At 74.3% G+C, this 22,413-nt stretch carries 23 protein-coding genes and 1 pseudogene; 17 read left to right on the top strand and 7 right to left on the bottom strand.

Annotation, left to right across the window (positions count from 1 at the left end):
• Positions 1 to 249 precede the first annotated feature (249 nt).
• The 3 genes from ACZ56B_RS00120 to ACZ56B_RS00110 form a co-directional block, all read right to left on the bottom strand.
• Positions 250 to 711, bottom strand: coding sequence for a pyridoxamine 5'-phosphate oxidase family protein (locus ACZ56B_RS00120; RefSeq protein WP_468784679.1), 462 nt, complete (start codon positions 709 to 711; stop codon positions 250 to 252).
• 200 nt (positions 712 to 911) lie between these two features.
• Positions 912 to 1,220: a hypothetical protein gene (locus tag ACZ56B_RS00115; protein WP_468784678.1), complete on the bottom strand. Its 309-nt coding sequence runs from the start codon at positions 1,218 to 1,220 to the stop codon at positions 912 to 914.
• Between the two features lie 124 nt (positions 1,221 to 1,344).
• The gene (locus ACZ56B_RS00110) at positions 1,345 to 1,746 is read right to left on the bottom strand and encodes a RidA family protein (RefSeq protein ID WP_468784677.1); all 402 of its coding nucleotides are present in this window, start codon (positions 1,744 to 1,746) and stop codon (positions 1,345 to 1,347) included.
• A gap of 106 nt (positions 1,747 to 1,852) precedes the next feature.
• Between ACZ56B_RS00110 and ACZ56B_RS00105 the strand changes: the two genes are divergently transcribed.
• The 3 genes from ACZ56B_RS00105 (at position 1,853) to ACZ56B_RS00095 (ending at position 5,144) form a co-directional block, all read left to right on the top strand.
• The gene (locus tag ACZ56B_RS00105; RefSeq protein ID WP_468784676.1) at positions 1,853 to 2,236 is read left to right on the top strand and encodes a winged helix-turn-helix transcriptional regulator; all 384 of its coding nucleotides are present in this window, start codon (positions 1,853 to 1,855) and stop codon (positions 2,234 to 2,236) included.
• A 241-nt stretch (positions 2,237 to 2,477) separates the two neighbouring features.
• Positions 2,478 to 3,572 (top strand): LacI family DNA-binding transcriptional regulator, encoded by a 1,095-nt coding sequence (locus tag ACZ56B_RS00100; protein ID WP_468784675.1) that lies wholly within the window; start codon positions 2,478 to 2,480, stop codon positions 3,570 to 3,572.
• Between the two features lie 336 nt (positions 3,573 to 3,908).
• Positions 3,909 to 5,144 carry an MFS transporter gene (locus ACZ56B_RS00095; RefSeq protein WP_468784674.1) on the top strand — a complete coding sequence of 412 codons (1,236 nt, stop codon included), beginning with the start codon at positions 3,909 to 3,911 and terminating at the stop codon, positions 5,142 to 5,144.
• Here ACZ56B_RS00095 and ACZ56B_RS00090 read toward each other — a convergent pair.
• Positions 5,141 to 5,794: a ThuA domain-containing protein gene (locus ACZ56B_RS00090; protein ID WP_468784673.1), complete on the bottom strand. Its 654-nt coding sequence runs from the start codon at positions 5,792 to 5,794 to the stop codon at positions 5,141 to 5,143. The two genes, ACZ56B_RS00095 and ACZ56B_RS00090, sit on opposite strands and share 4 nt — an antisense overlap.
• A gap of 143 nt (positions 5,795 to 5,937) precedes the next feature.
• On the opposite strand from ACZ56B_RS00090, the gene ACZ56B_RS00085 reads away from it, so the two are divergent.
• Entirely contained in the window at positions 5,938 to 6,336 is a 399-nt protein-coding gene (locus tag ACZ56B_RS00085) for a VOC family protein (RefSeq protein WP_468784672.1), read from the top strand.
• 22 nt (positions 6,337 to 6,358) lie between these two features.
• On the opposite strand, the gene ACZ56B_RS00080 is transcribed toward ACZ56B_RS00085, so the two are convergent.
• The 3 genes from ACZ56B_RS00080 to ACZ56B_RS00070 form a co-directional block, all read right to left on the bottom strand.
• Positions 6,359 to 7,048 carry a helix-turn-helix transcriptional regulator gene (locus tag ACZ56B_RS00080; RefSeq protein WP_468784671.1) on the bottom strand — a complete coding sequence of 230 codons (690 nt, stop codon included), beginning with the start codon at positions 7,046 to 7,048 and terminating at the stop codon, positions 6,359 to 6,361.
• Positions 7,049 to 7,086: 38 nt separating this feature from the next.
• Positions 7,087 to 8,115, bottom strand: a complete 1,029-nt coding sequence (locus ACZ56B_RS00075) for a hypothetical protein (protein WP_468784670.1) — start codon at positions 8,113 to 8,115, stop codon at positions 7,087 to 7,089.
• Between the two features lie 241 nt (positions 8,116 to 8,356).
• Positions 8,357 to 9,499, bottom strand: a complete 1,143-nt coding sequence (locus ACZ56B_RS00070; protein ID WP_468784669.1) for a YihY/virulence factor BrkB family protein — start codon at positions 9,497 to 9,499, stop codon at positions 8,357 to 8,359.
• A gap of 111 nt (positions 9,500 to 9,610) precedes the next feature.
• Here ACZ56B_RS00070 and ACZ56B_RS00065 point away from each other — a divergent pair, with 111 nt between their 5' ends.
• The 13 genes and pseudogenes from ACZ56B_RS00065 to ACZ56B_RS00005 form a co-directional block, all read left to right on the top strand.
• Positions 9,611 to 11,245, top strand: coding sequence for an acyl-CoA dehydrogenase family protein (locus tag ACZ56B_RS00065; RefSeq protein WP_468784668.1), 1,635 nt, complete (start codon positions 9,611 to 9,613; stop codon positions 11,243 to 11,245).
• Positions 11,246 to 11,587: 342 nt separating this feature from the next.
• Positions 11,588 to 12,862 (top strand): GAF domain-containing protein, encoded by a 1,275-nt coding sequence (locus ACZ56B_RS00060; RefSeq protein WP_468785007.1) that lies wholly within the window; start codon positions 11,588 to 11,590, stop codon positions 12,860 to 12,862.
• A 165-nt stretch (positions 12,863 to 13,027) separates the two neighbouring features.
• On the top strand, positions 13,028 to 14,317 hold the full coding sequence (locus ACZ56B_RS00055; RefSeq protein ID WP_468784667.1) for a hypothetical protein: 1,290 nt from the start codon (positions 13,028 to 13,030) through the stop codon (positions 14,315 to 14,317).
• Positions 14,318 to 14,512: 195 nt separating this feature from the next.
• Complete coding sequence (locus ACZ56B_RS00050; RefSeq protein ID WP_468784666.1) at positions 14,513 to 15,085, top strand: GNAT family N-acetyltransferase; 573 nt, start codon at positions 14,513 to 14,515, stop codon at positions 15,083 to 15,085.
• A gap of 127 nt (positions 15,086 to 15,212) precedes the next feature.
• The gene (locus tag ACZ56B_RS00045; protein ID WP_310887545.1) at positions 15,213 to 15,296 is read left to right on the top strand and encodes a putative leader peptide; all 84 of its coding nucleotides are present in this window, start codon (positions 15,213 to 15,215) and stop codon (positions 15,294 to 15,296) included.
• 136 nt (positions 15,297 to 15,432) lie between these two features.
• Complete coding sequence (locus ACZ56B_RS00040; protein WP_468784665.1) at positions 15,433 to 17,148, top strand: nitrite/sulfite reductase; 1,716 nt, start codon at positions 15,433 to 15,435, stop codon at positions 17,146 to 17,148.
• Positions 17,145 to 17,324, top strand: coding sequence for a hypothetical protein (locus ACZ56B_RS00035; RefSeq protein ID WP_468784664.1), 180 nt, complete (start codon positions 17,145 to 17,147; stop codon positions 17,322 to 17,324). The genes ACZ56B_RS00040 and ACZ56B_RS00035 overlap by 4 nt, the downstream gene beginning before the upstream one ends.
• Positions 17,321 to 18,031, top strand: coding sequence for a phosphoadenylyl-sulfate reductase (locus tag ACZ56B_RS00030; protein WP_468784663.1), 711 nt, complete (start codon positions 17,321 to 17,323; stop codon positions 18,029 to 18,031). Before ACZ56B_RS00035 ends, ACZ56B_RS00030 begins: the two co-directional genes overlap by 4 nt.
• 38 nt (positions 18,032 to 18,069) lie before the next feature.
• Positions 18,070 to 18,606 carry an adenylyl-sulfate kinase gene (cysC, locus tag ACZ56B_RS00025; protein ID WP_468784662.1) on the top strand — a complete coding sequence of 179 codons (537 nt, stop codon included), beginning with the start codon at positions 18,070 to 18,072 and terminating at the stop codon, positions 18,604 to 18,606.
• The gene (gene cysD, locus ACZ56B_RS00020; RefSeq protein ID WP_468784661.1) at positions 18,603 to 19,538 is read left to right on the top strand and encodes a sulfate adenylyltransferase subunit CysD; all 936 of its coding nucleotides are present in this window, start codon (positions 18,603 to 18,605) and stop codon (positions 19,536 to 19,538) included. Before cysC ends, cysD begins: the two co-directional genes overlap by 4 nt.
• 2 nt (positions 19,539 to 19,540) lie before the next feature.
• A complete protein-coding gene (locus ACZ56B_RS00015; protein ID WP_468784660.1) occupies positions 19,541 to 20,875 on the top strand; it encodes a sulfate adenylyltransferase subunit 1 in 1,335 nt (444 codons plus the stop codon).
• Positions 20,876 to 21,098: 223 nt separating this feature from the next.
• Positions 21,099 to 22,202: an aliphatic sulfonate ABC transporter substrate-binding protein gene (locus ACZ56B_RS00010; RefSeq protein WP_468784659.1), complete on the top strand. Its 1,104-nt coding sequence runs from the start codon at positions 21,099 to 21,101 to the stop codon at positions 22,200 to 22,202.
• Between the two features lie 37 nt (positions 22,203 to 22,239).
• Positions 22,240 to 22,413 (top strand): annotated as a pseudogene (locus ACZ56B_RS00005) (ABC transporter ATP-binding protein); the annotation flags it as partial.

The following is a 22,413-nucleotide window of genomic DNA, read 5'->3' as shown; positions in this document are numbered from 1 at the left end:
TGCGGCCACTTCACGGGAACCGAGACCTCACGCACCGCCTGTCGCCCTCTCCTCCCCGCACGTGGGACGCGGCGTGCGGTCGTGTGAGTTCAGCCGGCGAGAAGAGTACCGAGAATTTCCCATCCGGTTGCCGGAAAGGGGCGACCTTCACTTCCTGATGCCTTGTTCGCGGAATCCGCCTGCTTATTCGGCTGGATTTCTCTTCTCATGAGAGGGGGCCGGGAGAGGCGCGTCGGCGGGGGACGGCCGTCATCCCAGCCACACGCCGTCGCGCATGACGACCCTCCCGCGCAGTTCCGGCTCGCCGCGCCAAGCGCGCACGGTCCTCGGGACCACGCGTACGTACAGGAAGGGACCCTCTTCCCCGCGCGGATCCCACCCGAACTTGTCGGCGAACGCCTCCGCCGCGCCCGCGGGCACCTCCCGGTCCGGGAAGCACTCCGCCTCGCCCTGGAGGAGCACCACGTCGAAGGTGTCCGGCAGCGCCAGGCGCACGCGCGGCTCCGCGCGGACGTTCCGCGCGGTCACGGAAGTGGCGCCGGTGCACATCCACACGGCCCGCCCGTCCCACAGGAACCACAGCGGCACCTGGTGCGGCCCGTGCTCGGGGTGAGCCGTCGACACCCATGCGTCCCGCTCGGTGGCGAGCCGCTCCAGGGTGTCGCGTACGCGCTCCGCCGTCCGGCGACGAACGGTTCCTGTGGTCTCCATGAGGGCCGACCCTACCCAGCAGGCGTGGAACGCGCCTGAGGCGCGGGACCTGCTCCCGGCGACCGACGCCCCCTCGGCTCCGGCGGAGCGCACCGCCGCGACGCGAGCGGCGGGTCACCGGCCGGGGGTGCGGAGCCGGCTCCACGGCGGGACGGACTGCCGGGCCTCCGCGTGCCTCGGGCCGGTTCCCCTCCCGGAGATCACTTCCGGACGGTTCGCGGCCTCGCGGTCCGGCGGGGGCGTGCCCGCCGGGGCTCCTCGACGCACTGCGAGACCGCCATCAGGGAGAGACCGACCAGAATGAGCGGCATGTTGCCCCCGAACGGCATGGAGCGCGTGGCCGCGAGCCCTCCGGCCAGCAGCAGCGCACCGGCGCCCCACAGCCCGGGACGGCTCACACCGCCGCGGAACCAGGGCAGCACGATCCGGCCGGTCACCAGGGCCACCGCCCCCGCCGCCCCGAGCACCAGCGCCATCAGCGAACCGACGAACAGAAAGAACGTGGACACGCGCCCCCCTCGATCACTCCTCCGGTGATCATCTCAGCTCAGTGCCCGGTCCCGGCCCTGGTCCGTGAAGGGGGCGGCCCGTCCCGCGACCGCCCGCGGGACGGGCCTCGCGCCGCGGGCGGGCTCAGGCGGGCAGCCTCATATCGACGACGAAGCCGATCTCGACGACCTGGCCGGGGAAGGTCAGTTCGGTGACGCCGAGGACCGTGCTGACCGGGTGGTGGTCGCCGAAGTACGCCAGGTTGCCCTGCGCCGTCGCCGCGGCGTTCCGCCGCAGGTCCACCACGTACAGGACCTGCGAGACGATCTGGTTGCGGGTGGCCCCGTAGTGGTCCAGGACCTTGTCCATGTTGGCGTGGGTCCGCTCGAGCTGGGCGGCGAAGTCGTCCGCGTGGCGGAACTCGCCCGCCCCGTCGAGCGCGAGCTGCCCGGAGACGTGGACCAGGTCGCCGGACCTGATCGCCTGGGAGTAGCCGAAGTCGCTCTCGGCCGGCACGCCGTAGTGGAAGACGTCGATGGTGGCCATGGTGTTCGCCCCTCTGGTCCGAAACGCTCTCTTGTGGTTACTCGGGAACTGTAGGAGAGTGATCGCTGACCTGGAAGAACGCACTTTTCGGTGACTGAGGAACCTGATGGTGACCAAACAGCTGCTCAAGGGCCTGCCCGAGGACGCCGACCTGAGGCGCGCGGACTCCCTGGCGCGGGAGATCTTCTCGGACGTCGCCAACAAGTGGGCGCTCCTGATCATCGAGGCGCTCGGCGAACGCACCCTGCGCTTCAGCGAGCTGCGCGACGAGGTCGAGGGCGTCAGCCACAAGATGCTCACCCAGAACCTGCGCATGCTGGAGCGCAACGGCCTGGTCGACCGGAAGGTGCACCCCACCGTGCCGCCGCGGGTCGAGTACACCCTCACCGAACCGGGCCGGGGTCTGCGCGCCACGGTCGACGCCATGTGCGGCTGGACCCACCGGTACCTCGGCCACATCGAGGAGGCGCGCCGCCGCTTCGACGGCTGACGGCCCGCCGGCCGCGCACGGCCCCGTACGGCGTCCCGGCCACGGGGCGCGTCCGGTCCGCCGTCCCGGGTCCACCAGCCCCGCGTCGCGCCGCGTCCCCGCGCCGGCCCTCCTCACCGGCGTCACCGGAGCACCACGGTGCTCATCGGTATGCCTGCGCGCCGTACGGACCCTTCCCGGACGTGGCGGCCGGATCTAGGATAGGAAGCGCTTTCTATCCGGTGGAGGGGTGGGATCTCCGATGACCCGTACGGGGCGCGCGGGCACGGCGGCCGGACCGACGCTCGCGGTCGTGGCCCGTGCGGCGGGGGTGTCGGTGCCGACCGCGTCCAAGGTGGTCAACGGCCGTCAGGACGTGGCCCCGGAGACCCGCCGCCGCGTCACCGAGGCACTGGACCGCCTGGGGTACGTCAGAAGACCCCGCTTCGACGGGAGGGCGCCGCGGCTGGTGGACCTCGTCCTGCCGTCTTTGGAGGAGGCGGGGTCGGGTGCGGTGCTGCACGGCGCGCAGGAGGCGGCGCACGACGCGGGCCTGGAGATCGTGGTCTCGACGGCCCCGCGCCACGACCGCGCCGACGGCCCGGAGCGGAGCCGGCTGGACAGGCTCGCCGCACGCGGCTCGTCCGGGGTGCTGTTCCACCTGTCCGGGCCCGGCGAGCCGCAGCGCAGGTGGCTGGAGCAGCACCGCATCCCCTTCGTGGTGGTCGACCCGGTCCTCGACCCCCCGGCGGGCGTCGTCTCGGTGGGCGCGGCGAACTGGCGGGGCGCGGTGACGGCGACGGAGCACCTGCTCTCCCTGGGCCACGAGCGCGTCGCCGTCATCGCCCCCGTCGCAGCCGTCGACGACACCACCGGCACCACCGGTGAACGGCCCACGGCGTCCGGTGACGCACGGCTCGCCGGCTACCACTCGGCCCTCGTCGCGGCGGGCGTGCGCCACCGCGACGAGTACGTCCGGCACGCCGCGCACGACGCGGCCTCGGCCCGCCACCGCATGCGCGAGCTCCTCGACCTGCCCGAGCCGCCCACGGCCGTCTTCGTCTGCTCGGACCGGTTGGTGCCCGGCGTCTACGGGGCCCTGGCCGAGCGGGGCCTGCGCGTACCGGACGACATGAGCGTGGCCGGCTTCGACGACCTCCCGGAGGCCCGCTGGCTCAGCCCTCCCCTGACGACGGTCCGCCGGCCGCGCTCCGAGATGGCGGCGACGGCGCTGCGCCTGCTCCTGCGCATGGCGGACGGCCACCACCCGGAGAGCACCCGCACGGAACTGTCGACCCACCTGGTGGAGCGCGCGAGCACGGCGCCTCCCGGCCGCCGTCCGGGCGCCCGGGGCTGACGGGCGGCGCCGCGCCCCGGTGCGGCCGCCCCCGGGCACCGGGTCCGCCCCGGACACCGGACCCGCCCCCGGACGCCCGGCCCGGACGCCCGCCCCGCGGCAGGGCCCGGCCGGCGGGCCCCGCCCGGCCCGGGGTGACGCAGGTCACGGCAGTACGCGGCCGGATCTTGGAATGCGCGGCTCGCCGCTCTTGCTCCACTCCTTGTGGGCTCGCTCTGCCCTGGGGCGCGTCGGGCAAGGGTGCTCAGCGCGACCGGCCACGAGAGCCGGAGGCGGCCTCGGTCCCTCCCTCTCCCCCGATCCCGGCCCGCCGTCCTCGAAAGGTTCCTCCGCACCATGCCCCTGGCCCTGCTGGCCCTGGCCGTCGTCGCCTTCGGCCTCGGCACGACCGAGTTCGCCACGATGGGGCTGCTGCCCCAGATCGCCGACGGGGTCGGCGTCTCCGTGCCGGACGCCGGAAACCTCGTCTCGGCCTACGCCCTCGGCGTCGTCGTCGGCGCCCCCCTGCTCACGGGCATCGGCGCGCGCATGCCCCACAAGCGGCTGCTGCTGCTCCTGACCGGGCTGTTCGTGGCCGGCAACATCGCGTCCGCGCTCGCCCCCGGCTTCGGGCTGCTCTTCGGCGCGCGTTTCCTGACGGGGCTGCCGCACGGGGCGCTGTTCGGCGTGGGCGCCGTCGTGGCCTCCCGGCTGGTCGCCCCCGACCGGGCCGCACGCGCCGTCTCGAGGATGTTCCTCGGGCTCACCGTCGCGAACATCGTCGGCGTCCCGGCCGGCACGGCCCTCGGCCAGCAGCTGGGCTGGCGGTCCGCCTACCTCGCGATCGCCGTCATCGGGCTCGCCGCCCTCGCCGCGCTGGCCCTCTTCGTCCCCCACCAGCCCCGCGGCCGGCAGTCCGGCATCCGGCACGAGCTGCGGGCGATGGGCAACCGGCAGGTCGCGATCGGCCTGGCCGTCGCCGTGGTGGGATTCGGCGGCTTCTTCGCCGTCTACAGCTACCTGGTGCCCATCCTGACGGAGGTCACGGGCATCTCCGACTCCTCGACCACCCTGGTCCTCGCGCTCTACGGCGTCGGCATGACGCTCGGCACGCTGGTCGCGGGCCCCCTGACGGACCGCGCCCTGCGGCCGACGCTGTACGCGGGGCTCGCCCTGCTCGCCGCGGCCCTGGTGGTGTTCTCCTTCACCGTCCACAGCACCGTGCCCGCCCTGGTGACGATCACCTTCATCGGTGCGCTGGGCTCCTTCATCACCACGCCCGTCCAGATGCTGCTCATGGCCAAGGCGAAGGACGCCCCGACGATGGCGGCGGCCTCCAACCACTCCGCCTTCAACCTGGCCAACGCGGGCGGCGCCTGGCTCGGCGGCCTGGCCCTCTCGGCGGGCTGGGGCTGGACCTCCCCCGCCCTGGTCGGCGCCGCCCTCGCCGTGGCCGGCCTCGGCCTCGCCCTCACGGGCGGCCTGCTGAACCGGGACGGCCACCGCTCCGAGGTGGTCACTTCGTCCGGCACCGGGGCCCCGGCGGAAGCCGGCCCCGTCCCGGCGGCCGACCGCGCGGGCGACGCCCTCTAGGGGCGCGTGGCCGCCCAGGTGATCCCGCCGAGCAGGTGGGCGCGGAAGGCGGGGTCCCCGTAGGCCTCGGCGGTGTGCCCGAGGGCGGTGTAGAAGACGCGTCCCGCGCCCTGTTCGCGGCACCAGGCCAGCGGGTGGTCGTCGCCCATGCCTCCCCCCTCGTAGGACGACTCGTCCGCGGACAGGAGCACCCGTACGGCGGGGCGGGGGCTGGTGCGGAAGTCGTACCACTCGTCGGTGAACTCCCAGACGGGCGGCAGGTGCCGGGTCGCCGGGTGGGCGCGGTCCTCGACCACGGCGCGCCCCGGCTGGAGGGCGGGGTGCCGGTCGAAGCGGGCGCCGAGCAGCTCGCCGTAGTACGGCCAGTCGTACTCGGTGCAGGCGGCGGCGTGCACCCCGGCGAACCCGCCGCCCGCCTCGACGTACGCCGCGAGCCGCTCCCGTCCGGCGGGGGTGAGCACCTCGCCGCTGGTGGAGAGGAACACGACGGCGGCGTACCGGCCGTCCAGCGGCTCCTCGAGGGCGGCGGGGTCCTCGGTGGCGTCGACGGTGAAGCCGCCGAGGGTGCGCAGGGCGGCGACGCCGGCCGGGATGGAGTCGTGCCGGTAGTCGGCGGTGCGGGTGTAGACGAGGAGCGCGGGGGCGGTCATGCGCCCGAGCCTATGCCGCCCGGCCCGCCTCCCCCCTCTCCCCCGGCCGCCCGCGTCCGCGTCGTCGCGGGGCGCCCCGTCACCGGCCGGCGGCGTCCGTTTTCTTCAAGACGCGGCCGGCGAAGCGGTCCTACGGTGGCCGCATGAGTGCACGATTCGACGCCATCGGGCTGGTCGTCTCCGACATGGCCGCCTCCGTCGCCTTCTACCGCCGGCTCGGGTTCGCGTTCCCCGAGGGAGCCGAGGAGCAGGCGCACACGGAGGCCGGGCTGCCCGGTGGACTGCGGTTGCTGATGGACACCGAGGACGTGGTCCGGTCGTTCCACCCCGGCTGGCGGGCGCCCGTCGGCGGCGGACGCTCCTCCCTCGCCCTGCGGTGCGACGGTCCGAAGGAGGTGGACGCCCTGTACGAGGAGTTGGTCGCCGAGGGGTACCACGGGGAGCTGAAGCCGTGGGACGCCGTGTGGGGGCAGCGGTACGCCGTGGTGCTCGACCCGGACGGGAACGGGGTCGACCTGTTCGCTCCGCTGGGGTCCTCCTGACGGAAGATCCGTCAGGAGGACCCTAGCCGCGGGCGGCCAGCAGCTCGCCCGGCGGCAGGCCCGTCAGGTCCCTCACCTCGCGGGACAGGTGGGCCTGGTCCGCGTAGCCGGTCCGGGCGGCCGTCTCCGCGAGGGGGGTGCCCGTCCGGGCCAGGTCCAGGGCCCTGCGGAGCCGGAGGATGCGGGCGAGGGTCTTGGGGCCGTAGCCGAAGGCGGTCAGCGACCGGCGGTGCAACTGGCGCGCGCTCAGGCCCAGTTCGTCGGCGACGGCGGCGACCGGGCGGCCCGTGTCCAGGGCCGTCACCAGGCGGTGCAGCGCCGGGTCGGGCCGGGGGCTCTCCGCGGCCCGCCGCAGGGCCAGTTCCTCCAGGCCGCGCGCCGGGTCGTCCGCCGCGTTCACCCGGGCCGTCAGGCGCCGCACCCGGGCCGCCGGCCACAGGTCCGCCAGTTCGACCCGCCGGTCGCGCAGCTCGTGCGCGGGAACGCCCAGCAGGGCGGGCGCCGTGCCGGGGAAGAAGCGGACACCGGACCACTCGCTCCGCGTGCCGTCGGCGAGGTGCGCGCGGGTGTCGGGCCCGGCGACCAGCAGGCGCCCCTCGTGCCACAGCAGGTCCATGCAGCCGTCGGGCAGCACCCGGCCCGCCCCGGGCCGGTCCGGCGCGTTCGTCCACACCACCGCCCCCGCCACCCGTGAGGCCCGCTCCCGGTACACACCCGTCAGGCTACGCCGCGGGTGGGCGGTCCGGGGCCTCAGCGGTCCCGGCCGGCGCGCACGGGCGCCTCCGCCATGTTCCAGGCGACGGCGCCGATGTCGGGCCCCGTCGAGGTGATCTCGAACGCCACCTCGCCCCGTGGCCGCCCGACGGCCAGGAAGTCGCCGGTCGTGTTGCAGGGCAGGCGGTGCGCGGTCGTCGTCCCGTCGACGGTGAGGTCGAGCCGGATCTCCGTACCGCGCCCGAAGCAGACGACCGACAGGAGGTAGTCGGTGCCGGGGTCGAGTCCGGGGACGCGGCGGCGGATCCGCCCGGGGAGGTCGCCGGAGCCCTCGTCCGCGTACTCGTCCGGCTCGCGGTCCAGGTTCACGTCCGTGGGCAGGTGGTCCAGCGCCGCGTGCCGGTAGAGGTTGCGGGGCGAGGTTCCCTCCAGGAGCCGCCGGACGTCGTGCAGCGTCCTGTGCCGGTACGTCTCCCCCACGGCGAACCTGGCGACCGCGTCCCCGGGCAGGTGCGCGACGGCCCGGCGGTACGCGGCGGGGTCGACGGTCCGGCCCTCGAACTCCCCCCGGCCGAAGGTCTCGGCGTCGTAGGGCAGGGCCGCGTCGTCGCCGGTCAGCTCCACCCCCTCCCCCAGGGAGGCGAGACCGACGACGTAGGTGTGACCGGGTTCGAGGCGGGACGCCCCCTCGAGCACGGCCTCCTCCCTGCCGCCCCAGAGGGTGGTGTACCAGCCCTTCGCCCGCAGGGTGATCTCCTCGGGCAGCCGGGGCGCCCCGGGCCTCGACCAGAGGACCCGGGTGACGGTCGCGGTGATCCTGCGGGGGATGTGGTCGCTCTCCGGACCGGGCCCGCCCGCCGTCTCCCGTGTGACGCGGACGACGGCGGCGTGGTCGCCGTGGGCGACCCACTCCTGGGCGGTGACCGCGCCGCGGAACGGGCGGTACGAGGCGCGGGGGAGGACCCGGCGGCCGTCGTCGTCCACGAGGGCCACCGCCCCGCCGGCGACCGTCAGCACGGCCAGTCCGGCGGCGATCCCGATCCCGGCCCGTCTCCTCGCCGCCATCGCGCTCCCGTCCGACGCCCTGGTTCCCCCGGTCACCGGCGTGAGACGCCCCGGGCGTCCGTCCGGTTGCGCCGGCGGGCCGTCCCGGTCCCCGGGCGGGCGACCGGACCGGCCTCGAAGCGCCCGCGCCCGCGTCCGCGTCCGCCGCTCCCGCGGGCGGCGCGGACGCGGGCGGAGGGGGAGCGGGCCGTCCGCCGGCGGGCCGCCCGGCGGCCGCGGCGCGCACCCGGGAGCCGGTGTCTCACTCCTCCCGGTCCGGCGGCTCCTCCCCGTTCTTCGGGTGGGTGCTCCTCGCGTGGGCGCGCAGCCGCGCCGTGACGTCCTCCGGCGGCAGGAAGCGGGACCAGCGCTCGGGGAACTCGGAGGGCATGTCGGGGTCGGCCTCGTCGTCCGCGGCGGCGGTGCGGGCGACGTACTCGGCGACCTGGGCCTGGCGCACCCGCTCGTTGGCCTCGCGGGCCGCGGCCGTCGCCGCGGCCGGCCAGACGCGGTCGATGGCGGCGTTGACCGCCGCGCCGACGAGCACGGCGAACGCGGACACGCCGATCCACAGCAGGACGGCGACGGGGGCCGCGAGGGAGCCGTAGATGGTGGGGCCCTCGACCGTGCTGGTCAGGTAGAGCCGCAGCAGGAAGCTGCCCAGCACCCACATGGCGAGGGCGACCAGCGAGCCGGGCACGTCCTCGATCCACGGGGAGCGCACGGGCACGGAGACGTGGTACAGCGTGGTCAGGAAGGCGACGGACAGCAGGATCACGACCGGCCAGTACAGGATCTGGACGAGCGTCGTCGACCAGGGCACGATCCGCACGACCGCGTCCGGGCCGGCCACCATCAGCGGCAGCGCGACCGAGCCGATCAGCAGGGCCACGATGAACAGCAGGAAGGCCAGCAGCCGGGTCTTGACGATGCCCCGCACCCCGTCGAGGCCGTACATGACGGTGATGGTGTCGATGAAGACGTTCACCGCGCGGGAGCCCGACCACACGGCGATCAGGAAGCCGAGGGAGATGACGTCGGGCCGGCCGCCCTTCGTCACGTCCCGCAGGATCGGCTCCGCGATGTCGTTCACGCCCTTGTCGGTCAGCACCGTGCGGGAGGCGTCCAGGAGGTTGCGCTGCAGGCTCTGGATGGTGTCGGCGCCGGTCCAGGCGTCGACGTAGCCGAGCAGGCCGATCATGCTGAGCAGCAGCGGGGGCACCGACAGCAGCGTGAAGAACGCCGCCTCGGCCGCCAGGCCCAGGATGCGGTACTCCATGCACGAGTTGACGGTGTCCTTGAGCAGCAGCCAGGCGGTCCTGCGTTTGGAGACGTTCCGGTAGAGGGCCCGGGCCCGGTGGAGTCGGCCGGAGGGTTCGTCGGGGATTCCACTTGCTGGCTGCACGTCCTAAAGGTATCCGTCGTGCCCGGTGGCACTCACCCGCAGGGGGAAGCACCGGGCGGGCCCGGCCCACCGCCGGGTGAGAGGGTCCCGGCGCGGGGTACGTTCGCAGGCATGGCACGCACCACGCACACCGTGACCAACCAGGCTCCGCCGCTGGTGCAGTACGACGTGTTCGGCGCCGACCGGGCCCTGGTGGAGGCGGTCGGGCGGCACCTGGCGCCGGACGTGGCGGACGAGGCCCTGGCCGAGCTGTCGGGGCTCGGCCGGTCCGCCGGGTCCGCCCAGGTCCAGGAGTGGGGGGCCCAGGCGGAGGGGCATCCGCCGCGGCTGCGCACCCACGACCGCTACGGTCACCGGATCGACGAGGTCGACTTCCACCCGGCCTGGCACCGGCTGCTCGGCAAGGGCGTCTCGGCGGGGCTGACGGCGGCCTGGGGACGGCCGGGCGGACACGTGCGGCGGGCGGCGGCGTTCCTGGTGTGGACGCAGGTGGAGCCGGGCACCTGCTGCCCGCTGTCGATGACCCACGCGGCGGTCCCCGCCCTGCGCACGGACCCGGCCCTGGCGGCTCGGTGGGAGCCCCTGCTGACGTCGACGGTCTACGACCGCGCCCTGCGGCCCGCCCGCCTCAAGCCCGGCGTCCTGTTCGGGATGGGGATGACGGAGAAGCAGGGCGGCAGCGACGTGCGGGCGAACACGACCGGGGCCCGGCCGCTGGCCGAGGACGGCGCGTACGAGCTGACCGGGCACAAGTGGTTCTGCTCGGCGCCCATGTCGGACGCCTTCCTGGTGCTGGCCCAGGCGCCCGGGGGCCTCACCTGCTTCCTGGTGCCGCGCGTGCTGGAGGACGGCACGCGCAACGTGTTCCTCCTCCAGCGGCTCAAGGACAAGCTGGGCAACCGGTCCAACGCCTCCGCCGAGGTCGAGTTCGACGGGACGTGGGCGCGCCGGGTCGGGGAGGAGGGGCGCGGGCTGCGCACCGTCATGGGGATGGTGGCGGCGACCCGGCTCGACTGCGCGCTGGGCTCGGCGGGGCTGATGCGGCAGGCCGTGGCGCAGGCGGTCCACCACTGCGCGCACCGGGAGGCGTTCGGCGGGAAGCTGGTCGACAAGCCGCTGATGCGCAACGTCCTGGCCGATCTGGCGCTGGAGTCGGAGGCGGCCACCGCGCTGGCGCTGCGGCTGGCCGCCGCGTACGACGACGGGGGCGAGCAGGAGCGGGCGCTGCTGCGGATCGCGGTGCCGGCGGCCAAGTACTGGGTGACCAAGCGGTGCGCTCCGGTGGTGGTGGAGGCCGCGGAGTGCCTGGGCGGGAACGGGTACGTCGAGGAGTCGGGGATGCCGCGGCTGGTGCGCGAGTCGCCGCTGAACTCGATCTGGGAGGGTGCGGGCAACGTCCAGGCGCTGGACGTGCTGCGGGCGTTGCGCCGGGAGCCGGGGGTGCTGGACGCGTACCTGCGGGAGGTCGGGCGGGCGCGCGGGGCGGACCACCGGCTGGACGGCGCGATCAAGGGCCTGCTGACCGAACTGGCCGACCTGGAGGGCGTCGAGGGGCGGGCGCGGCGGCTGGTGGAGCGCCTCGCGCTGGTGCTCCAGGGCTCCCTGCTGGTGCGGTACGCGCCGCCGCAGGTGGCGGACGCGTTCTGCGCGGCGCGGCTGGGCGGCGACGGGGGCGCGGCCTTCGGGACGCTGCCGCACACCCTCGACCTGGCGTCGGTGGTGGAGCGGGCCCGGCCGGTGTCCTGAGGCGCGGCCGGCGCTCCCCGGCGGTGCCGGTGTCCGGGCGGCGGTGCGACGCGGGGGTGGTGCTGCGCCGACACGGCACCACCCCCGCCTCACGGGCCCCTTGAGAGCCGTGAACGCCGCTCGGGACGGCGCTGCTCAAGTTTCGAGCAGGGCGGCCCCGTCCACCAGGGTTGCAGGGGGTTGCAACTTGCTGCGGCCGGGCCCGTACCGGACGTGCCGGGCGGGGGCAGACGGCAGGATGGGACCGACAGTCAGAACGGATCTCGGGGGCGTGGCCGGCGGCTCGTCCGGGCGGTGTGCCTCCGAGCCCATCCCCCGGGAGGACCGGTGGCGCTCTCGCCGATGGACGTGACGCACCTGGCCGCCGTCGACACGGCGCGCGCGGCCCGGGTGCTGAGCGAGGTCCGCTCCGCCGCGCTCGCCGGGCAGCGCGCGCCCGTGGCGCCCCGGCCGGTGATCGGGCAGTCCTGGGAGCGGATGCTGCGCCGCGGCGTCGACCCGGACCGTGACGTCCGCAGCGGGCTGCTGTCCCGCGAGGAGGTGCAGCGGCGGCGGGAGTCCTCCCGGCTGCGGCACGTGCTGCCGGTGCTGCGGGAGGGGCTGCTGTCGATCGCGGACGTCACCCACCACATCATGGTGGTGGCCGACGAGGAGGGCCGGGTGCTGTGGCGGGAGGGCAGCGCGCCGGTGCTGCGCAGGGCCGACGGGCTGGGCTTCGAGATCGGCGCGGACTGGCGTGAGGACGTCGTCGGCACCAACGGGGTGGGCACGCCGGCGGTGGCCCGGCGCCCGGTGCAGGTCTTCGCCTCCGAGCACTTCGTGCGCTCGCACGCCGCCTGGACCTGCGCGGGGTCGCCGATCACGGATCCGCGGGACGGGCGGCTGATCGGCGTGGTGGACGTGAGCGGACCGCTGGAGACGATGCACCCGGCCACGCTGGCCTGGGTCGACTCGGTGGCCAAGCTGGCCGAGGCACGGCTGCGGGAGATGCACCTGGAGTCGCTGGAGCGGCTGCGCGCGGTGGCCGCGCCGGTGCTGGCCCGGACCGGCGGGCGCGCGCTGGTGGTGGACCGGCACGGGTGGACGGCGGCGGTCACGGGGATGCCGTACACACGGCGGCTGGCGCTGCCCGAGTCGGCGGCGGCCGGGACGCGGTGGCTGCCGGGACTGGGGCGGTGCTCGCTGGAGCCGCTGGCCGAGGGCTGGCTGGTGCGGGCGGCGGACGAACCGGCGGCGCGCGACGCGACCCGGATCGTGCTGGACCTGAGGGGGCCGCGCCGCTGGTCGGTGGAGGTGTCCGGCGGTGCGGGCTCGTGGACGCGGCGACTGAGCCCGCGGCACGCCGAGTTGCTGTACCTGCTGGCCGTGCACCGCGCCGGCCGCAGCGCCGCCGGCCTCGCGCAGGACGTCTTCGGCGATCCGGCCCGCCGGGTGACGGTGCGCGCGGAGATGTCCCGGGTCCGGCGCTACCTCGGCGGTCTCCTGGAGCACCGCCCGTACCGCTTCGCGGACGACGCCGAGGTGGACGTCCTCCTCCCGGACGACCCCCGCGCCCTCCTCCCCCACTCGACGGCCCCGGCGGTCGGCCGGTACCGTGCGCCGGCGGCGGAACGCTGAGAATCCGCGCGCTGCCGCCCCGACGGGTCACGGATGAGGCATATTTGCCGGGTCCTCGTCCCCGCGACCGTCCTCCTGCCGTAGCATCCCGTCACGGGCCACCCCACCTGTTTTCGGTCAACGCACGGATCACCGGACGCAGTTGGCTCGTCTCGGGAGGACGTTATGAAGCATCGCGGCAGACACCGCCGGCGCAGACGGGGCCGGGCGCTGCGGGCGGCGCTGGCCGGGACCGCCCTCGCCCTCACCGCCGCCGCCACCGTGATCAGCACCTCGCAGGCCGACGTCGCCGACAACCCCGGGGCGCTGGCGCCGCTCACGGCGGCCGCCGAGACCGCGCCGCTGCGGCTGACCGAGCACGGCGTGCCGCGAAAGTGGCTGGACCGGCTCTCCTCCGGGATGGGCCGGCCGGTCGGGGTCGGCACCGTGCTCGCCGACGCCGACGGCTCCCTGCGCGAGGCGGACGCCTGTCCGTCCGACGACAGGCGGGACCTGCCCGTGGAACCGGCCGCCACCCGCGCGTACTGCTGGGACGACGCCGACACCGACGGCTGGCGGCCGGGCGGGGTCACCACCTCCGGGGACGCGGACGGCGACGGCCGCTGGGACGGGCACCGGGTCGTCCTCTCCGGCTGGAGCCGGGACGCCTCGGCGACGGACGGGCCGGGGCTCGCCCGGGTGGCCTTCGTCGACGCCGGGGACCCCCGCGACCTCCGCTACACCTGGGCCCTGCTCGCCGTGCCGGTGGACGGGGGCCGCGACTACCGCGGGCTCGCCTCCACCGTGTCCGGCATGGTCTGGTACCAGGACAAGCTGCTGGTCACCGCCGGCCGGGGCGGGGACAGCGCGCTGTACGTGTACGACGTGGACCGGATCCAGCGCGCCACCGTGGACACCGCGTCGGTCGGCCGGGTGCCCGGCGGCTGGTCGGCGGCCGGGGCACGGTACGTCCTGCCCGCCGTCGCCTCCTACCGGACGGCCGGGGGCGACGCCCCGCGGCCCGGCGGCATCTCCCTGGACCGGAGCACCTCGCCCGCCAGCCTGGTCGCGCACGAGGCGACGCCCGAGGACGCCGACGGGCCGACCCGGCTGTGGCGGTACGCGTTCGGCGACGCCCCCCGGCGGACGGGCCTGCTGGCCACGGACCCGGTGTCGCGGGCGGACGCGGTCGAGGCGTACGAGACCGAGCTGACCGACGTCCGCAGCGTGCTGTCGTACCGGTCGGGCTGGTACCTGGGCCGGATGACCGCGTCGCCGGACGAGCGCGGGTCGCTGTGGCGGCAGGACGCGGAAGGGGCCCGGCCCACCCGCTGCGGGGCGGACGAGACGTACCGCTGCTGGAGCGGCCGGGCCGCGTCCCTCTCCTACTGGCCGCAGACCGGCGAGCTCTGGTCCCAGTCCGGCCGGATGCTGTTCGCCCTGCCCCTGGCCTCGGTCGACCGGTCCTTAGACTAGAACCTTTCGTGTGGCTCGGGCCGGGCTCGCGGGGTCCGGTCCGAGCCACACGAAAGGCCCTGGGCCCTTCCCCCCGGCTTCTTCGCGCGGGCCCCGCACCCGCCCGCCCGGACGGCCCCCGTGCCGGCCGGTCGGCCGTCCGCGTGGTGGTCGGGTGTTCGACAGGAGCGCGGGACGGGTGGTTCCCTTTCGGACATGACGACCATCGCCGTGACCACCTGGTCCCTGGAGCAGACCTCGCCCACCGATCTCCTGCCGGCCGCCGTGCCCGAGGGGGACGTGCGGGTCGTCCGCTCCGAGGTGCCCTCGCCCGAGTTCAGCCGCTTCCTGTACACCTCGGTCGGCGGTGACATCCGCTGGACCGACCGGCTGGGCTGGACGTACGCGCGGTGGCTGGAGCACCTGGACCGGCCCGGTGTGGAGACCTGGGTGGCCTACGACCGCGGGACGCCCGCGGGGTACGTGGAGCTGGAGTCCCAGGACGACGGGGTCGTGGAGATCGTGTACTTCGGCCTCGCCGCCGCCTTCCGGGGCCGGCGCATCGGCGGGCACCTGCTGGCGTACGGGACCGCCCGCGCCTGGGACCTGGCGGAGCGCTGGCCCGGGGTGAAGCCGACCACGCGGGTGTGGCTGCACACGTGCAGCAAGGACGGCGAGCACGCCATGGACAACTACCTGCGCCGGGGCTTCCGGCTGTTCGACACCAAGGTGGAGGAGGAGCCGGAGGTGGCCACGCCGGGCCCGTGGCCGGGCGCCCACCCCGCCTGACCGGCACGGACGGAACCGTCCGCGCCGCTTGTGACCAAGGACACCCTTGTCTCCCATTCCGAGACAAGGGTGTCCACTTTCCGGACGAAGCTGGACTGGCTCCAGATCGCCGTGCCAGGCTTCCGCCATGCCTGGAACTGGAATCGCCTTGGTGAGTCGGCGGCACGTCGACCTCGGCCGCATGTCCAGCGCCATCTGTCCGGCGCGCTGAGCACACCCAGCAGCTCCCGACAGCTCTCCCTCCTTTTCCCCGCTCCACTCCCGCGCAAGGACGCGCATCCCTGCACGTGCGCCCGTGTGCGCAGGTCAGAGCCGTAATCCCGCCTGTCCCGAAGGACGTGTCAAGCATGGCCGCCACCCCGCAGAAGCCTGCCGCCGCGCAGCAGCCTGCCGCCGCGACTCCCCGCCGCAAGGTGAGCCGTCACCGCGGAGAGGGACAGTGGGCCGTGGGGCACCTCACCCCCCTCAACGGCAACGAGCAGTTCAAGAAGGACGACGACGGTCTCAACGTGCGGACACGCATTGAGACGATCTACTCCCGGCGCGGATTCGACTCGATCGATCCCAACGACCTGCGCGGCCGCATGCGTTGGTGGGGGCTGTACACCCAGCGCAAGCCCGGGATCGACGGCGGCAAGACCGCGGTCCTGGAGCCGGAGGAGCTGGACGACGAGTACTTCATGATGCGGGTCCGCATCGACGGCGGCGCGCTGACCACCCGGCAGCTGCGGGTGATCGGCGAGGTCTCGCAGGAGTTCGCGCGCGGCACCGCCGACATCACCGACCGGCAGAACGTCCAGTACCACTGGATCCGCATCGAGGACGTGCCCGAGATCTGGAACCGCCTCGAGGCCGTCGGCCTGTCCACGGTCACCGCCTGCGGCGACACCCCCCGCGTGATGATCGGCTCCCCGGTCGCCGGCATCGCCGAGGACGAGATCATCGACGCCACCCCGGCCCTGGAGGAGATGAAGCGCCGGGTCCTCGGCAACAAGGCGTACTCGAACCTCCCCCGGAAGTTCAAGACGGCCATCTCCGGCTCGCCGGCCCTGGACGTGGTGCACGAGATCAACGACGTCGCGTTCGTCGGCGTCCGCCACCCCGAGCACGGGCCGGGCTTCGACCTGTGGGTCGGCGGCGGCCTGTCCACCAACCCCAAGCTGGGCGTGCGGCTGGGCGCCTGGGTGCCGCTGGAGGACGTCCCGGACGTCTACGAGGGCGTCCTGTCGATCTTCCGCGACTACGGCTACCGCCGGCTGCGCAACCGGGCCCGGCTGAAGTTCCTGGTCGCCGACTGGGGCCCGGAGAAGTTCCGCCGGGTGCTGGAGGAGGAGTACCTGAAGCGCGGGCTGACCGACGGTCCGGCGCCGGAGCAGCCGGTGCAGCGGTGGCGCGACCACATCGGCGTGCACCGCCAGAAGGACGGCCGCTTCTACGTCGGGTTCGCCCCGCGCGTCGGCCGCGTCGACGGCACCACGCTCACCAAGATCGCCGACCTCGCGGAGGCCCACGGCTCGGGCCGGGTCCGCACCACCGTCGAACAGAAGATGATCATCCTCGACGTCGAGGAGGACCGGGTCGACTCGCTGGTCGAGTCCCTGGAGGCGCTGGACCTCAGCGCCCGCCCCTCCCCGTTCCGGCGCGGCACCATGGCCTGCACCGGCATCGAGTTCTGCAAGCTCGCCATCGTCGAGACCAAGGCGCGCGGCGCCTCGCTGATCGACGAACTGGAGCGCCGCATCCCGGACTTCGACGAGCCCCTCACCATCAACCTGAACGGCTGCCCGAACGCCTGCGCCCGCATCCAGGTGGCGGACATCGGCCTCAAGGGCCAGCTGATGCTGAACGAGCGGGGCGAGCAGGTCGAGGGCTACCAGGTGCACCTCGGCGGGGCGCTCGGCCTCCAGGCCGCCCTCGGCCGGAAGGTGCGCGGCCTGAAGGTCACCGCGGACGAACTGCCCGACTACGTCGAGCGGGTCCTCAAGCGCTTCCAGGCGGAGCGCGAGGACGGCGAGCGGTTCGCCGCCTGGGCCGCGCGCGCCTCCGAGGAGGCCCTGTCGTGAGCGAGCGCGCGGTGCCCTTCCACTGCCCCTACTGCGGCGACGAGGACCTGCGGCCCGGCGAGGAGGGCCACGGGGCCTGGGAGTGCGGGGCGTGCAACCGAGCCTTCCAGCTGAAGTTCCGCGGGCTGCTCGCCCGCGGGCTGCGGCGGTCCGACACGGGAGAGGACCGGACATGACGGCAGACCGGAAAGAGCACACCGAGGAGGAGTTGAAGGCGCTGGCCGAGCGGGCGGGCCGTGACCTGGAGGACGCCTCCGCGCTGGAGGTCCTCCAGTGGGCCGCCCGGACCTTCGGCAGGCGCTTCTGCGTGACCTCCTCCATGGAGGACGCGGTGGTCGCCCACCTCGCCTCACGGGCCCTGCCCGGCGTCGACGTGGTGTTCCTCGACACCGGCTACCACTTCCCGGAGACCATCGGCACCCGGGACGCGGTGGCGGCCGTGATGGACGTCAACGTCATCACGCTGACCCCGCGTCAGACGGTCGCCGAGCAGGACGCCGAGTACGGCCCGAGACTGCACGACCGCGACCCCGACCTGTGCTGCCGGCTGCGCAAGGTGCAGCCGCTGGAGGAAGGTCTGGCGGGCTACGCGGCCTGGGCGACCGGCCTGCGCCGCGACGAGTCCCCGACCCGGGCGAACACCCCGGTCGTCGGCTGGGACGAGAAGCGGCGGAAGGTGAAGGTCTCCCCCATCGCCCGCTGGACCCAGGACGACGTGGACGCCTACGTCGCCGAGCACGGCGTGCTCACCAACCCGCTGCTGACGGACGGTTACGCCTCCGTGGGCTGCGCCCCCTGCACCCGCCGGGTGCTGGAGGGCGAGGACGCCCGGGCCGGGCGCTGGGCCGGCCGCGCCAAGACCGAGTGCGGGCTGCACGGATGACGGACCATCGGACCCCTTCCCGGAACCAGGAGAACCACGTGACGACCGGAGCCACCGTATGGCTCACGGGTCTGCCGAGCGCCGGCAAGACCACCATCGCGTACGAGCTGGCCGGCCGGCTGCGCGAGCAGGGCCGGCGCGTCGAGGTGCTCGACGGCGACGAGATCCGCACGTTCCTCTCCGCGGGCCTCGGCTTCGGCCGCGAGGACCGGCACACCAACGTGCAGCGCATCGGCTTCGTCGCCGAGCTGCTCGCCCGCAACGGCGTCACCGCGCTCGTCCCGGTGATCGCGCCGTACGCCGACAGCCGGGACGCGGTCCGGGGACGGCACGAGGCGAACGGCACGCCGTACGTCGAGGTGCACGTGGCGACACCGGTCGAGGTGTGCTCCGTGCGGGACGTCAAGGGCCTGTACGCCAAGCAGGCGGCGGGCGAGCTCACCGGCCTCACCGGGGTGGACGACCCCTACGAGGAGCCCGAGGCACCCGATCTGCGGATCGAGTCGCAGAACCAGACCGTGCAGGAGTCGGCGGCGTCGGTGTACGCCCTGCTCAGCGAAAGGGGACTGGCATGACCACCGTGGCCGCGCTGCGGGAGGGCACGGACAGCCCGTACGCCCTCTCCCACCTGGACGCCCTCGAGTCCGAGGCGGTGCACATCTTCCGCGAGGTGGCGGGCGAGTTCGAGAACCCGGTGATCCTGTTCTCCGGCGGCAAGGACTCCATCGTCATGCTGCACCTGGCGCTGAAGGCGTTCACGCCGGCACCGGTGCCGTTCGCGCTGCTGCACGTGGACACCGGGCACAACTTCCCCGAGGTCCTCGACTACCGGGACCGCACCGTCGCCCGGCACGGACTGCGCCTGCACGTCGCGTCCGTGCAGGACTACATCGACCGCGGGGTGCTCAAGGAGCGCCCGGACGGCACCCGCAACCCGCTGCAGACCCTGCCGCTCACCGAGAAGATCCAGAGCGAGAAGTTCGACGCCGTCTTCGGCGGCGGGCGCCGCGACGAGGAGAAGGCCCGGGCCAAGGAGCGGGTGTTCAGCCTGCGCGACGAGTTCTCCCAGTGGGACCCGCGCCGCCAGCGCCCCGAGCTGTGGAACCTGTACAACGGCCGGCACGCCCCCGGCGAGCACGTCCGCGTCTTCCCGCTGTCCAACTGGACCGAGCTGGACGTGTGGCAGTACATCGCCCGCGAGGGCATCGAACTGCCGGAGATCTACTACGCCCACGAGCGCGAGGTGTTCCGGCGCGGCGGCATGTGGCTGACCGCCGGCGAGTGGGGCGGCCCGCGGGACGGCGAGACGGTCGAGAAGCGGCTCGTGCGCTACCGCACCGTGGGCGACATGTCCTGCACCGGCGCGGTCGGCTCCGACGCCGACACCATCGAGAAGGTGATCACCGAGATCGCCGCCTCCCGGCTCACCGAGCGCGGCGCCACCCGCGCCGACGACAAGCTCTCCGAGGCCGCGATGGAAGACCGCAAGCGCGAGGGGTACTTCTAGACATGAGCACGACCGCGACCGAGGAGCTCTCGGCCACCACCCTGCTGCGGTTCGCCACCGCCGGTTCCGTCGACGACGGCAAGTCCACCCTGGTGGGCCGGCTGCTGCACGACTCCAAGTCGGTCCTCGCCGACCAGCTGGAGGCCGTGGAGCGGGCGTCGGTGAACCGGGGCCAGGACGCCCCCGACCTCGCGCTCCTCACGGACGGCCTGCGGGCCGAGCGGGAGCAGGGCATCACCATCGACGTGGCCTACCGCTACTTCGCCACGCCGCGGCGCCGGTTCATCCTCGCCGACACCCCGGGCCACGTGCAGTACACCCGCAACATGGTCACCGGCGCCTCGACGGCCGAGCTGACCGTGATCCTCGTCGACGCCCGCAACGGCGTCGTCGAGCAGACCCGGCGGCACGCCGCCATCGCCGCCCTGCTGCGCGTCCCGCACGTGGTCCTCGCCGTCAACAAGATGGACCTGGTCGGCTACGAGGAGCCCGTCTTCGCCGCCATCGCCGAGGAGTTCACGGCGTACGCGACCGAACTGGGCGTCCCCGAGGTCACCGCGATACCCATCTCGGCGCTGGCCGGCGACAACGTCGTGGAACCGTCCGCGCACATGGACTGGTACGGCGGCCCGACCGTGCTGGAGCACCTGGAGGCCGTCCCGGTCAGCCACGACCTGGCGCACTGCCACGCCCGGCTGCCCGTGCAGTGCGTGATCCGGCCGCAGAGCGCCGAGCACCCGGACTACCGGGGCTACGCCGGCCAGATCGCCGCCGGCACGTTCCGGGTGGGCGACGCGGTGACCGTGCTGCCGTCCGGCCGGACGACGACGATCACCGGGATCGACCTGCTGGGCCGGCCCGTCGACGTCGCCTGGACCCCGCAGTCGGTGACGCTGCTGCTGGCCGACGACATCGACATCTCCCGCGGCGACCTGATCGTCCCGAGCGCGGACGCCCCGGCCACCACGCAGGACGTCGAGGCGACCGTGTGCCACGTCGCCGACCAGCCGCTGACCGTCGGCCACCGGGTGCTGCTCAAGCACGGCACCCGCACGGTCAAGGCGATCGTCAAGGACATCCCCTCCCGGCTGACCCTCGACGACCTGTCCCTGCACCCGCACCCCGGCACCCTCGCCGCCAACGACATCGGCCGGGTGAAGATCCGCACCGCCGAGCCGCTGCCGGCCGACTCCTACGCGGACTCGCGGCGCACCGGCTCGTTCATCCTCATCGACCCGGGCGACGGCACCACGCTCACCGCGGGCATGGTCGGCGAGTCCTTCGCCGCCCCGGAGCCGGTCGAGGACGCGGCCGAGGACGACGGGTGGGACTTCTGAGCACGCCCCCCGACGGCTCCCCCGTCCCGTCCGCCGAGGAGGGCGGGCGGGGCGGCGGAGCCCGGGGAGACGGACGGGGCGGGAGAGACCGATGCGGGCGGTGACGTGCGCACGCCGCCCGCACGTCCCCGTCCTCCCCCGCCACCGGCGACCCCCCTGCCGACCTCCCGGCCGCGGCACCAGAGCCCGCGACCGCCGGGTCCCTCCGAGAGGAACACCTCCCGTGCCTGCCACACCCGTCCTGCGCCGCACCCTCGCGGTGCTGCTCGCCCTGCCCCTGCTGGCCCTGGCCGCCTGCGGCTACGGGTCGCAGGCCGTGGACGACGACGCCGTCCGGGTCGCCGCCGGGGCGGAGAGGACCGACGGTCTGGACAGCGTCAGGATCGGCTACTTCGGGAACCTGACCCACGGGACCGCGCTGGTGGGCAACAGGAAGGGCTTCTTCCAGAAGGAGCTCGGCGCCACGAGGGCGCGGTACGCGGTCTTCAACGCCGGGCCGTCCGCGATCGAGGCGCTCAACTCCGGGTCCCTGGACATCGCCTGGATCGGCCCCTCCCCGACCATCAACGGCTACACCAGGGCGGACGGCGAGAACCTGCGGATCGTCGGGGGCTCGGCCTCCGGCGGAGTGAAGCTGGTGGTGGACCCGGACCGGATCAAGTCCTTGAAGGACGTCGAGGGCAGGCGGATCGCGACCCCGCAGCTCGGCAACACCCAGGACGTCGCGTTCCTCAACTGGGCCGCGCAGAAGGGCTGGAAGGTCGACGCGCAGAGCGGCAGGGGCGAGGTGACCGTCGTCCGCAGCGACAACAAGGTCACCCCGGGCGCCTTCAGGACCGGTGCGGTCGACGGCGCCTGGGTGCCGGAGCCGACCGCGTCGATGCTGGTCGCGCAGGGCGGCCGGGTGCTGCTGGACGAGACCTCCCTGTGGCCGGACGGGAAGTTCGTGATCACGAACATCGTCGTGCGGCAGGAGTTCCTGGAGAAGCACCCGAAGGCGGTCGAGGCGGTGCTGAGGGCGTCCGTCGAGACCAACGCCTGGATCAACGCCCATCCGGAGGAGGCGAAGGCCGTCGCCAACGAGCAGCTGGAGAAGGACTCCGGCAAGGCGCTGCCCGCCGAGGTGCTGGACCCGGCGTGGAAGTCGATCCGGTTCACCGACGACCCGCTGGCCGCCACCCTCGGCGCCCAGGCGGAGCACGCCGTGCGGGCGGGGCTGCTGGACCGGCCCGACCTGGACGGCATCTACGACCTCGCTCCGCTGAACAAGGTCCTCCGCGCCGAGGGCAAGGACGAGGTCGACGACGCCGGCCTCGGCGCCGGATGACCGCGGATACCGAAGAGTCCCCCAGGAGGTGACGACCATGGCCACGACCCTCGCCAAGGCCGCCGACGGCACCGGGGCGGCCACGCACGCCGCCCGGATCGAGCACGTCTCGAAGGCGTACCCGGGCCCCGCCGGGCGGCAGCTCGTGCTGGACGACATCAGCCTCGATGTCGCGCCCGGCGAGTTCGTCACCCTCCTGGGCGCCTCGGGC

This window comes from Streptomyces sp. NPDC034670, from assembly GCF_055574875.1.
The sequence above is the reverse complement of the archived record's forward strand: the minus strand, read 5'-3'. Positions and strand labels throughout refer to the sequence as shown.

Bases quoted from the DNA above. Each gene is read 5' to 3' on its own strand.
- ACZ56B_RS00120 (WP_468784679.1), bottom strand. From the start codon at position 711: ATGGAGACCACAGGAACCGTTCGTCGCCGGACGGCGGAGCGCGTACGC.
- ACZ56B_RS00050 (WP_468784666.1), top strand. From the start codon at position 14,513: ATGACGACCATCGCCGTGACCACCTGGTCCCTGGAGCAGACCTCGCCC.
- ACZ56B_RS00030 (WP_468784663.1), top strand. From the start codon at position 17,321: ATGACGGCAGACCGGAAAGAGCACACCGAGGAGGAGTTGAAGGCGCTG.
- ACZ56B_RS00085 (WP_468784672.1), top strand. From the start codon at position 5,938: ATGAGTGCACGATTCGACGCCATCGGGCTGGTCGTCTCCGACATGGCC.
- ACZ56B_RS00045 (WP_310887545.1), top strand. From the start codon at position 15,213: ATGCCTGGAACTGGAATCGCCTTGGTGAGTCGGCGGCACGTCGACCTC.
- ACZ56B_RS00065 (WP_468784668.1), top strand. From the start codon at position 9,611: ATGGCACGCACCACGCACACCGTGACCAACCAGGCTCCGCCGCTGGTG.
- ACZ56B_RS00015 (WP_468784660.1), top strand. From the start codon at position 19,541: ATGAGCACGACCGCGACCGAGGAGCTCTCGGCCACCACCCTGCTGCGG.
- ACZ56B_RS00075 (WP_468784670.1), bottom strand. From the start codon at position 8,115: ATGGCGGCGAGGAGACGGGCCGGGATCGGGATCGCCGCCGGACTGGCC.
- cysD (WP_468784661.1), top strand. From the start codon at position 18,603: ATGACCACCGTGGCCGCGCTGCGGGAGGGCACGGACAGCCCGTACGCC.
- ACZ56B_RS00040 (WP_468784665.1), top strand. From the start codon at position 15,433: ATGGCCGCCACCCCGCAGAAGCCTGCCGCCGCGCAGCAGCCTGCCGCC.
- ACZ56B_RS00095 (WP_468784674.1), top strand. From the start codon at position 3,909: ATGCCCCTGGCCCTGCTGGCCCTGGCCGTCGTCGCCTTCGGCCTCGGC.
- ACZ56B_RS00060 (WP_468785007.1), top strand. From the start codon at position 11,588: ATGGACGTGACGCACCTGGCCGCCGTCGACACGGCGCGCGCGGCCCGG.
- ACZ56B_RS00090 (WP_468784673.1), bottom strand. From the start codon at position 5,794: ATGACCGCCCCCGCGCTCCTCGTCTACACCCGCACCGCCGACTACCGG.
- ACZ56B_RS00105 (WP_468784676.1), top strand. From the start codon at position 1,853: ATGGTGACCAAACAGCTGCTCAAGGGCCTGCCCGAGGACGCCGACCTG.
- ACZ56B_RS00100 (WP_468784675.1), top strand. From the start codon at position 2,478: ATGACCCGTACGGGGCGCGCGGGCACGGCGGCCGGACCGACGCTCGCG.
- ACZ56B_RS00110 (WP_468784677.1), bottom strand. From the start codon at position 1,746: ATGGCCACCATCGACGTCTTCCACTACGGCGTGCCGGCCGAGAGCGAC.
- ACZ56B_RS00055 (WP_468784667.1), top strand. From the start codon at position 13,028: ATGAAGCATCGCGGCAGACACCGCCGGCGCAGACGGGGCCGGGCGCTG.